General features: G+C 50.2%; 9 protein-coding genes and 1 pseudogene. 5 read left to right on the forward strand and 5 right to left on the reverse strand.

Going from position 1 to position 10766, the window contains the following annotated elements:
- Positions 1-306 (reverse strand): sodium-dependent bicarbonate transport family permease (locus MCRY_RS21735; protein WP_244897958.1); only part of this gene is annotated, 306 nt, incomplete at its 3' end.
- A gap of 278 nt (positions 307-584) precedes the next feature.
- Between MCRY_RS21735 and MCRY_RS21740 the strand changes: the two genes are divergently transcribed.
- On the forward strand, positions 585-2753 hold the full coding sequence (locus tag MCRY_RS21740) for a UPF0149 family protein (protein ID WP_085633793.1): 2169 nt from the start codon (positions 585-587) through the stop codon (positions 2751-2753).
- A 112-nt stretch (positions 2754-2865) separates the two neighbouring features.
- Positions 2866-3612, forward strand: coding sequence for a hypothetical protein (locus MCRY_RS22700; protein WP_138487807.1), 747 nt, complete (start codon positions 2866-2868; stop codon positions 3610-3612).
- A 44-nt stretch (positions 3613-3656) separates the two neighbouring features.
- Here MCRY_RS22700 and ispD read toward each other — a convergent pair whose 3' ends face one another.
- The 3 genes from ispD to MCRY_RS21765 form a co-directional block, all read right to left on the reverse strand.
- Entirely contained in the window at positions 3657-4346 is a 690-nt protein-coding gene (ispD, locus tag MCRY_RS21755; protein WP_085633799.1) for a 2-C-methyl-D-erythritol 4-phosphate cytidylyltransferase, read from the reverse strand.
- Positions 4347-4585: 239 nt separating this feature from the next.
- Positions 4586-5158, reverse strand: coding sequence for a LabA-like NYN domain-containing protein (locus MCRY_RS21760; protein WP_085633801.1), 573 nt, complete (start codon positions 5156-5158; stop codon positions 4586-4588).
- A 224-nt stretch (positions 5159-5382) separates the two neighbouring features.
- Positions 5383-5877: a hypothetical protein gene (locus tag MCRY_RS21765; protein WP_138487806.1), complete on the reverse strand. Its 495-nt coding sequence runs from the start codon at positions 5875-5877 to the stop codon at positions 5383-5385.
- A 134-nt stretch (positions 5878-6011) separates the two neighbouring features.
- Here MCRY_RS21765 and MCRY_RS21770 point away from each other — a divergent pair.
- The 3 genes and pseudogenes from MCRY_RS21770 to MCRY_RS21780 all read left to right on the forward strand — a co-directional run bounded on the left by MCRY_RS21770 (position 6012) and on the right by MCRY_RS21780 (position 8943).
- A protein-coding gene (locus MCRY_RS21770; RefSeq protein WP_138487805.1) for an IS5 family transposase occupies positions 6012-6769 on the forward strand; the annotation gives its coding sequence in 2 pieces (ribosomal slippage) (positions 6012-6333 and positions 6333-6769; 759 coding nt in all).
- 387 nt (positions 6770-7156) lie between these two features.
- A pseudogene (locus MCRY_RS21775) lies at positions 7157-7650 on the forward strand (transposase); the annotation flags it as partial.
- A gap of 69 nt (positions 7651-7719) precedes the next feature.
- On the forward strand, positions 7720-8943 hold the full coding sequence (locus tag MCRY_RS21780; RefSeq protein ID WP_138487804.1) for a hypothetical protein: 1224 nt from the start codon (positions 7720-7722) through the stop codon (positions 8941-8943).
- Positions 8944-9217: 274 nt separating this feature from the next.
- Here MCRY_RS21780 and MCRY_RS21785 read toward each other — a convergent pair whose 3' ends face one another.
- Entirely contained in the window at positions 9218-10390 is a 1173-nt protein-coding gene (locus tag MCRY_RS21785) for an SEL1-like repeat protein (protein WP_231017878.1), read from the reverse strand.
- Positions 10391-10766 lie beyond the last annotated feature (376 nt).

Here is a 10766-nt window from a genome sequence, read left to right on the forward strand (position 1 = left end):
CATGGCATCCATCTGTGTGACGCCGCGGAGCCGTGCCAGTGTCTGCCCACCGAGAAGCACGATAGCGATGCCGACCAGTGCAGCAGCCACTGCCGGAACTGCCAAGTCGATCAGATTGGCTTCCCGCACCGAGATACCAGCGCCGAGTCCTACTTTCATCAGAAGAAGGAACACGATGAACTTATAAACTGGCTCGGGAATTTCGAGCTTCGATCCAAATGCAGCGAACGCCATGCCGCCGATCAAGAACGCCAGTGTCGGTTTTTGCATCTGGGCTACAAATCCGGTCAGAATTTCTGCAATCATATCCACAAAGCTGGCCTCCTAGGATATTTGACCAACGACGTAGAACAGTGCACAAAAAATAAAAAATATATGTTTTGACTAATTTCGTTCTATTTTTTCGAATGATTGATCAATGTAGCTCTGTTCAGTCCATGCGCAAAACCATCACCAAAATGGATGACGAAACCCCTCAGGACTGTTAACCAAAACACGCTGCCTCACGGCAACGCGTCACAGGTGGCCGGATACCCCGGAATACGCACACCTTCACCAACCACTCACGAATAATTCGAGCTAATATGTCACCTGATCTTATTTCTCTTCTTTCCATCATACCTGAGCAGGTGCGAGCTCATGACGCTGGACGTGTGGTCCAACAGATTGCGCAGCGGCTCTTACGCGATGAGTTTTTGGCAATTGACTTAATGGAAACCATTGGCGCTGAGGCGCATGATGAAGCAACCGACGAACTGCTTGTAACACTGCTCACATCGGTTCTGGATGAAGCGCGTATGCTCAGGGAGAATGGTCGATTTGTTGGCAGCGATTTTATTGAGATGATGCAAGAGCATCTAGCGATGCTAAACGCTGAAAATGCACTTAAACACTTTGGTCGCTTTCGCCTTGCATCCTGCTGGACGGGCGCAGGGCTTGAGACTCCTGATTGCCTTGCACTCTCTTCAGATTGGGTTGCCGCGCCTGCAGCGGGTGACTTGGGAGTATTGAAAGATGGCGTGCCAGACTTGGAGGTTGATCTGGACAAGCTCATTGATGCACTGCCGGTGGATGTTGAAGGTGACCTTCAGTCACTACGAGAAGCCTTGTCTCATGTCTTGGCGACAATTCCGAGAGAGTTTCGCCGCGAATTTGCGCGCATGGTCGTGGGCCGACCCAAAGCCACCTATGAAGACCTGGGATGTACATGGATTTTCGATCAGCAAGCGGAAATTCGTCAAGGGGCTGTTGATGGCCTTTCCGACCGTATGATGGCGGGGCTTGCCTCGCATACTCTTATCAAGCGTTTGGCTTCGATACGCAGCTGGATCGCTGACAAAGAAGAGCAGGCACGCATCGATGGCCTCATTCGCGATGCCAAGCGGCGAGGGATTGGAGGTGCACAAGTCAAGGCCGCTCCTAAAGTGCATCGCGTTCTTGCAAGCATGGTGGATGGTTCAGGAGCACAAAGCCTTACCATCGCCTTGCAATCAGGCAGCGCTCGAAAGATGGCAATTGTTCTCTTGAAACAGGGGTTTGGGATCAAGGATGCGTATGTTGTTCCCTGTTCCAGCGCCAGCGAACAGCGGTGGCTCATCGAAATGTTGATTGCACAGGTGCCTGCTTGGGATGTCCCACTGGAATATGTAAAACAAGCAATTTCTATTGGTCTAGAAGATGGTTTGAAGGCTCAACGATATCCAGCAGTTGGTCTGATCGATGTTGCACATGCTCTTGAGTTCGCAGATGTCAGACCACATTCGTCTTCTGTGCAAGAGACGATCGCCTTGATGGATCCCGATGGTGAAATAATCAAACTCTCTCCGCAGGTAAAAGGGCGGTTAATCAACGCCAGTAAGTACTGGGCAAATATCTACCCCATGATCGTGGAAACCTGGTTTGAGGATAGCGATGCAATGACAAATGCAATTGTAACCTCTGCAACGCCGACTGCCTTGAAGAAAGCACTGTGGTACAATCTTGAAGACCGTCGAGATCATTGGGCCAATCTCATCGCGCGATCAGCCCTGCTGCTCCATTCGACCGGTGCGCCTGAAGCCAAACAGTTTGCCGCTGTTGCGCTTTCCTTAAGTGAAGGTAGACCACTCAAGAAAATTCCAATCATGGAGTGGATCGCTGACTTGTCCCTTGAAGTCTGCGAATATGAAATCGTGGCTGATTTTGGCTCTACCCATGTATCCGACATGTCATCGTCCAATATCACCAGCAGGCTACCACCAAAAAACTTGCCGACACTTAATCCCAAACCAGAGAAACCCGGCGAGCTAGCCAAATTGCTACAAGCTGCTGGGCAGACTGAATGGTGGATAGACGGATATATGGTCGGAGTTTGCATCGCTCCCAAGTTTGTTTCGCCCCCGTCTTGGATATCAGTGCTGATCACTATCCTTGGGCCTGCGATGCAAGACGAGGTAAAGCTTCAGCGGCTCTTTGATTTGCTGATGTTGCGCTACATGAGCACACTAAAAGATTTACAGAAATCAATGGATTTTGTGATTTTTCCAGAAGACAGGCACCTCTTGGGGATTTGGTCAGATGGTCTGTTGGCAGCATGGGATGGCAATTTAGATTTCTGGCCAAAAGCAAAACTAAACGAAGAAGATAAGGTGGCCAGAGAGCTGCTAGAAAATATGGCAGAATGGAAGAATGATACGAATAACTTTAGTGAATCAATACCAAAATGGCTTCAGAAGCGAATTTCTGCCCAAGCTGGCATGGATTACTATATTTAGAAAGTATACTGATTTATTGGAGTAATTAAGAATTATTAGGTATAGTCACCATAAAGAAGTGATTGTTTTTTGGAAACATATTGCACCATAAAATAATGGAATAAATGATCAGATGAATATTAAACCACCTCTACACATTATAATGCATGTGCCCAAGACAGGTGGCGCTTCAATTGCTGATGGAATGAAAAAAACTCTTGGATCTGACAGAGTGCTTCGTTGCGACTGGTTTGATCAATTACTCTACCATTCAAAAACAAAAGGCTTATCAAACTATGATGTAATCATTTGTCATATTTCCAGGCGGGAATTATATTATTTGGCTGACGATTTCGATCTGCAGATTTCAACATTCCTGCGCGAGCCAGTTGCACGTGTTTTCTCAAATTATTGTTTCTGGCGACAATACACTCCCAATGTTGTACTACAAACCGACAAAGGGCAACTGCCTCTTGTTGATCTGCAACTTGAATGGAAAGAAGATCTTGAACGAATTCTTAAAAGGTCTAACGATATCTGGAAGTTCCGGGAGCTTGTTAATGTTTCTACATGGCAATTTTCAACTTCTCTTTACGAAAGAGCAGGACGCGGCTCTACTCAAGCATTAATCGAAGCAAAGCGTCTTTTAGAAGAAATGATCTTTATTGGCTTTCAGGACAACCTAGACATTGGTTATAAGTCTTTGGTCTCTAAAATTGATCAGCACGCAACGGTCGCCCCTCTTGAAAAATACAACAGGACAAAACAAAAAGATGATCTTGTTTTAGATCATGAGGCTCACGCCTTAATCACAAAACATAATACTTTGGACATTGAGCTTTACAATTGGGCTCATGAAAGTTTTCCCCAATCCTCTTGACGGGAAAATCACAGCAAGGAGCAGTTTCGGATCTTTCCAGAAAATCAAGAATGATCCGAAACCAGACGCTTGATATCCTGACGCGCTTTTTCCAAATCTGATTTTGTTGTAATCTTATAATTTTGCTCTGAACCATAAATAAAGGCTACATTTAAGCCAAATCTTCTGGCAACTGTGACATCATCAGTGCCAGAGCCATCATGAGATTTATGTGCAGATAAGATTTTTTTGTAGCAAAAACCTTGCGGAGTTTGTGCTCGCCAAAGTCCATCTCGGGATACAGCCACTGTAGCCAAAAGCCCGTCTGCTTTCCATAGTGCATCAACAACAGGTAAGGCAGCGCACACACCGTCGTTAAAATCTAAAGCAGAAATAGCCTCCTCAATAATTCTTTTTGGCGTGAATGGTCTTGCAGCATCGTGGATTAATACCTTGTCAGGCCGGGTTTCTTCCAGACTTTCAAGACCTCTTCGAACGGATAGCGCACGCGTAACGCTGCCCTCTACAGGAGCTTGCATGCGAACATCACGTACACCATCCAGTGCGTCTGCAAATAGCTTGGAATCACTTGGATGGATCACTGGTACGACCCATTGCACCAAAGGAACTTTTAGAAATGCTTCAATCGCCAACCTTATGGCGGTTGTTCTCCCAAGCGATACGTACTGCTTGGGGATCTCACCGCCTATTCGAGTTCCGCGACCAGCGGCAACAATGATTACAGCTACCGACATATTGATCAGACCTTGGAATGGTTTTTGTTTACAAAAAGCGACCGCTTACTTCAGTTTATTTTACGATACTTGACATCACGATCCCAAAATGCGCCTTTTGACCGCTAACAACCAAGGCTGTATCGCCTCGCTGATCACACCCATGAGCACTTAATCTCGCCAACTGATCAGGACCAGCTCAGACGCCTTGATAAGCACGACTGGAAAATTTCTACCACTTTTGATACACACCCAACGCTTCAGGTCGCGTCTTCGTTAATCTCTTGGCGGTCAGTTGAAATATCGCGCGGTGGACGCCCGATCACGTCACGCAGTTCGTCCAGTTCGATGAAGTTGTCGGCCTGACGCCGCAATTCATCCGCGATCATCGGCGGCTGGCTGCGGATCGTGGACACGACCGACACCCGGACACCCTTGCGTTGCAGGCTTTCGATCAGCGGACGGAAGTCGCCGTCGCCGGAAAACAGCACCATATGATCGACGTGATCCGCGAGTTCCATGGCGTCGACTGTGAGTTCGATCTCCATGTTGCCCTTGACCTTACGGCGACCCTGGCTGTCGGTGTATTCCTTGGCCGGTTTTGTCCGCATGTTGAAACCATTGTAATGCAGCCAATCGACCAGGGGTCTGATCGGCGAATACTCGTCATTCTCCAGCAGAGCCGTGTAGTAGAAGGCGCGCAGAAGTTTGCCACGACGTACGAATTCCTGCCGCAGCAGCTTGTAGTCGATGTCGAACCCCAGCGATTTTGCAGCCGCATAGAGATTCGAGCCGTCAATGAACAGCGCCAAACGCTCGTTTTTGTAAAACATGAATTGAGCTCCCTTGATGTGGTAACAACCACATCTTGAGACAAAACACGGTTTCTTGTTACATAATTCAATCAACATTAAAGGCAAGCCTTCACGGCGTCTGGAAGTTGGCAGGTATTTTGATGTGGAGTGGCCTCTAACAAATCAAAACCAAAACCAGCCAGTGTTGCCCATTCCGCCACTCACACAAACACGCACCAGAAAAGGAGATTGCTGCAAATTTATCACAAACCTCCACGCTGAAGGCTGGTTGTTGATGAATTGCCAACCGCCTGCGCACTGATGACGTTACCCGATACCCGATAAGCACCGTCAGCAGAACCGCTCGCTCCTGCACTGATGCCAACTGATACATCCGACACACTTGCGCTGACAGCACCTGTAAGAGCCTGGCGTCCACCAAAAGCGAAATCGGAAACGGATTGACCATCAGCGGCCACGCGGAACACATTTCCGGATGAATTACCCATCGCAGTTGCTCCAACAAGATTGTTCGCCACGTTGATGTTGCCAGTCAGGTTAGTTCCCGGACCGCCACCTGTAAACGTGGCCGAGATCGCAACATTCTGGATGACACTCAAAGCGGTACCAGCAGCTTCCTGACGATTAAGCGCAACGAAATCCGCCTGAGCCTCGCCGCCACTGGCAGTGACAAATCCGCCATTGGCTGCAGACAAAGAAGCTCCTGAGATCGAAAACGCATTTTCAGCCTGGTTCATCACAGCACGCGCAACGACACTGTTCCCCTCGATTGACGCAGCACCCACAAGATCCTGAGATTCCAGACCTAGGCTCCAGACCCATTGATTTCAGTCCGGTGTCGTGATTCAGGCTCCGCAAGGAGACCTGATCTATGAGCAATCTTTACTGGCTGACCGAGGCGCAAATTGAACGCCTGAAACCGTTTTTTCCCAAGAGTCATGGCAAGCCCCGGGTTGATGATCGAAGGGTTCTGAGTGGCATAATTTTCATCAATCGCAATGGTTTGCGGTGGTGCGATGCACCTGGGGAGTATGGTCCGGCCAAAACACTCTACAACCGCTGGAAACGCTGGAGTGAAAAGGGGGTCTTCGCCCGGATCATGGCGGGCCTGGCCGCAGAAGGCGCCGAACACAAGACCATCATGATCGACGCGACCTATTTGAAAGCGCACCGCACGGCCTCCAGCCTGCGGGTAAAAAAGGGGGGCGAGCTCGCCAGATCGGACGCACGAAGGGCGGCATGAACACGAAATTACATGCCGTCACTGATGCGAAGGGCCGCCCGATCCGGTTCTTCATGTCGGCTGGACAGGTGAGCGACTACACTGGCGCAGCGGCGCTGCTGAGTAGCCTGCCGAAGGCGGATTGGTTCTTGGGGGATCGTGGATATGATGCCGACTGGCTGCGAGAAGCCTTGAAAGACAAAGGGATAAAGGTTTGCATCCCCGGTCGAAAGTCCCGCAAGAAAACCGTGAAATATGACAAACGGCGGTACAAACGGCGCAACCGGATCGAGATCATGTTCGGCCGCCTCAAGGACTGGCGACGCGTCGCAACACGATACGACCGATGCCCCGAGACCTTCCTCTCCGCAATAGCTCTCGCAGCAACCATCCTCTTCTGGCTTTGAAGCTCAATGAGTCTGGAGCCTAGTCAACCTTAACATGTGTCAGGACACACCAAGTGATTGTCTGGAAGTTGCTATGTCAAAAGACATAGCCTTAGGGACATGAGGATCGTGTCTGGCTCATGTGATCGTCGGTGTTGCTCTCAAGGCTTTAAGAATGCTGCATAAAAATTCTTCGTCCCATCCTGCGCACTTGAGCTTTATGGAAAGCAATCTCGTGGAAGGGCCTTGTCCAGCAACATCAAGGGCGCGCTGTCCGCAACAGCACCGATGGGCGACAGCAGGGAATGTCCTGGTCGATGTTGAACTTGATGGAATGAAGGGTGGCGCTGCTCTCCCTGAGCCTTAAGCTCGGGGTGTTCAGTCTTAATGGAGAGCAACACCATTATCCCGATCCAGCGCTGCCAGCTCCACAAGGCGCGCAACATCACCGAGCCGCTCGACCCCAAGCTTTACGCAGCCGTCCGCCGCACCCTCCGACAGGCGTGGGAAATGGACAATGCCGACAAGGCTGAACGCCTTCTGCGCACCTGGCGCGCCGGATGGAATTGGAGGTCCCCGGGGTCTCGAAGAGCATCCTCGAGGGCCTCGGTGAAATCCTCACCATGATCCGCCTTGGACTGCCACTCGAACTGCGCCGCTCACTGGCCAGCACCAACATCATCGAGTCGATGAACGCGGTAATCAGGCAGGTCTGCTGGAACGTCAACCGCTGGCGGGACACAAAGATGACCCTGCGCTGGACCGCTGCCGGAATGCTCGAAGCCGAAAAAGGCTTCCGACGCCTCAAAGCCCACAGGCAGCTTCGCGTCCTCAAGGCCGCACTTCTGAAACATCGCGAAGTGGGCTCCACCGGCGTTGACCAGACCGAAAAGGCCGCCTAACCATCACCCACGCGGCGCCACCAACACCCGATTTCAACAATCATCGGGACATCCCCCATTGAGATGCGTGTGCTGTGGCAAGACTTCGCGCAAGCGGCCCCCAATCAGTATGTGGATTTTGAGATGCTTGACAGGGACACACAACGTCAGCTGATCTCGGATGGCCTTGAAGGGCTTCGATATTGCAAGTCATTCCAATCGCATCTCCTAGAGCGGCCTGAGACGCCGTATCTCACAATGGCGACCGAGGCGATTTCTTTAGCAATTGAAACCAATCCGTTGCAAAATCACGGTCGGGTAGGTGTCTGTGTGCCGCAGTTGCATTTAGGGCAGCTCCACAGGCCGTTGGGCATGTCGATTACTCTGAAAGACAACAGCGCAGCGGTGTTTTGCCTGTATTCGGATATGTCTTGCATCCTCGCTCTCCCAACCAATGATCGCCGTACGCTGAGAGCGACGACACTGCCGTTTCAATTGAGCAGCGCCGGAGGCAGGCGACAAGACGGCCAATGGATCAAGCCATCGATACCGCCCAAGGGCGAGAAATGCCTTATGCTCTGGCGCAACACAGACAGTGTCCCTTTGCCTATGGATCATAACATACCTGAGCATGCAGACTTTATGGTCGATCTTGCATTAGAGATTCAGGCGATTTTCGACCGCGCGGAAACCGATAGTCCTGTTTATCAGGTACATGCAGCCACGATCCCGAAGTCTTTGACTCGGAATGGCAAGATGCCTGTGTCAGTCTACCCGGGAGCAACGCGCAACTTGAGCCCAGAGCTTCTCGGGTGGTATGGACGAACCTTGCATGCGCATGATGCGCATCTGCCATATCTTCAAGTTTCCCTCAAAGACATCGCCTTTACACGGCGGCTGGTGAGCGATGCAGCCGAATACATTTGGCGAGAGCATGGATTTAAAGGAAAGTCCTTCCCAGGTGCGATCTACCTCGAAACTGCCCCTCATTTTGGAAAGGAAAGCCCTCAGCTTAGATTGCTTGGTCACCCTGAGAACACTAACAGGTCACAAATACGCGCAGAAGACACTTTGTCCCATGAACAGGTTGTATCGTATATCGAGGCTCTTACGGAGCTTTTGCAGGATGTCATCAGACCAACATATTATTTGGGTTTCCATTATCTCTATCGCCGCGATAAAGCTGGATCTGTGGTTCCATTCAAGCTCGCCGAAGTCAACTTAGTCAAAGACCTGACTACAGACCAACCCATCAAAGACTTGCAAAGCCGACTTAAGGCGCGCTTGCGCTTGGCAAAGCGCATGATGCAATAATGTTTAACTGCAATAATTCATGAAGCTGGTTTTCTGTCGCCCTGGGGATTTTTGCCGACGGATGCGGGTTTGGTAATTCCCGGACAGTGCCGGGAGTGTTCGGACACGGTTGATCATCGCCTGCGATGTCACGGCATTCTGCTGGTCTCGAAAAAGGCCAGGAGGGACCATGCCTGCGTGTTTCGCGGAAATATGCGCAGAAGTTGGGGAGCCCCGGTCAGGCGATCAACGCAACTGCGAACCAGAAACTGGTTTCCAAGCTCCTGAGACAGGTTCAATCGCACCCAATATAGTTTTTCGCAATACATGCTAATGCGAGGGCCTGGGCCTCTCTGATGTCGCTTGACAATAACACCGCTTCAAACTTGGTTCGGTTCCTTCGTGCTGTCTCACTGCCGTTCTCGCTGGCAATGATGAGCCACATATGCGCCAAGACAGAATCCTGCTTCACACCACGACCATCAGCATACATGACGCCTAGGTTGCCTGCAGCACGAGCTTCCCCTTGCCGTGCGGCCATGCGATACCAGCGCACAGCCTGAACCTCGTCCTGAGGTACTCCGCGTCCATTTGCGTAGCGCACACCAAGACTGAAGCCTGCTTGCGCGTTGCCTAGTTCTGCAGCCTTACGCAGCCAAAGTGCAGTTTCCGCATTATCGGGTACTTGTGTGTCTCCCGCAGCATACAAGGAACCAAGATTGAATGCCGCTCGCGCGTCACCCTGATCTGCTGCCCTACGGTACCATCGCATAGCTTCAAAAGCGTTTTGCTGCACGCCAAGACCTCTGTCATGCATAACGCCGAGATTGAACTGTGCAGCAGTATCTCCCTGCTCTGCTGCCATACGGTACCAATATACCGCCTTTGTCAGGTCTTGAGAAATATCAATACCTTGCTCTAACATAAGGGCAAGATTGAATTGTGCATTCACCTCCCCCTGCTCTGCTGCGCGTAAGTACCATTGAGCCGCTTTTGAAGGGTCTCGACCAACGCCCCGCCCAGTCAGATAAAGAACACCAAGGTTGAATTGGGAAACTGCATCGCCCTGCTCTGCCAATGGTAACCACTGTTCAAACGCAATGGTATATGCCCCATTGATATACGCATCTCTACCCGCGTTGAAATCCTGAGCCGCCGCAAAAGATGCATAGAAGATAAAAACTCCTATTCGAAAAATAGAAAGAACTTTCTCTATAACAGAAGTGACACTATTTTGTCGGCCGCTCATGCTTTGGTTGAAATTACTCATCTCTACCATGTCATTAATCACCCCAATACTAGATTTCTTGTTTCGCTCCTCAAATGTAGCGCAGCAATTTTTCATACTGCCGCTACGAGGGAATCCAAAAAAGCGTACAACAGACGTGAGTCGTGTCGGTTGCCTTGTAATGGATTTTTTCACATTCGTTAGATAGGTTTGTCCAGAAAAATAGGAATACTGGATCACAAATCTGCGCCTGCAGAGGACAATACAGGTTGTGTATGACTGTCGGTGCATCCCATTCCGCAGGAGTGCAGCAGGGTTTGCCAAGACAACCTTTTTTAATCTAAGCTATTGATATGAAGATATAAATTTCTGCAAACGGATCATCCCAGCCGGTGTGATTAAACTTTGTAGCTGTGAAACACCCCTGCCTCAGGGGCACTCTTAAGTTTGTAACTTCTCTCTTTTAGATGACATCATTTGTCAGCGCAAGCAATCGGCGCTGACACGGAGTGCCAGCGTGTCAAGGAGTGACACACTCTGCCTTTACTGCTATTCCTGCATTGCAGAGTGTGGTTGATACTTGTTGACGCGTCGGGCATGTAACGGCCTGACCTAA

Origin of the sequence: Marivita cryptomonadis, assembly GCF_002115725.1 — a bacterium.
Classification (GTDB): domain Bacteria; phylum Pseudomonadota; class Alphaproteobacteria; order Rhodobacterales; family Rhodobacteraceae; genus Marivita; species Marivita cryptomonadis.

Bases quoted from the DNA above. Each gene is read 5' to 3' on its own strand.
- MCRY_RS21740 (WP_085633793.1), top strand. From the start codon at position 585: ATGTCACCTGATCTTATTTCTCTTCTTTCCATCATACCTGAGCAGGTG.
- MCRY_RS22700 (WP_138487807.1), top strand. From the start codon at position 2,866: ATGAATATTAAACCACCTCTACACATTATAATGCATGTGCCCAAGACA.
- ispD (WP_085633799.1), bottom strand. From the start codon at position 4,346: ATGTCGGTAGCTGTAATCATTGTTGCCGCTGGTCGCGGAACTCGAATA.
- MCRY_RS21765 (WP_138487806.1), bottom strand. From the start codon at position 5,877: ATGAACCAGGCTGAAAATGCGTTTTCGATCTCAGGAGCTTCTTTGTCT.
- MCRY_RS21760 (WP_085633801.1), bottom strand. From the start codon at position 5,158: ATGTTTTACAAAAACGAGCGTTTGGCGCTGTTCATTGACGGCTCGAAT.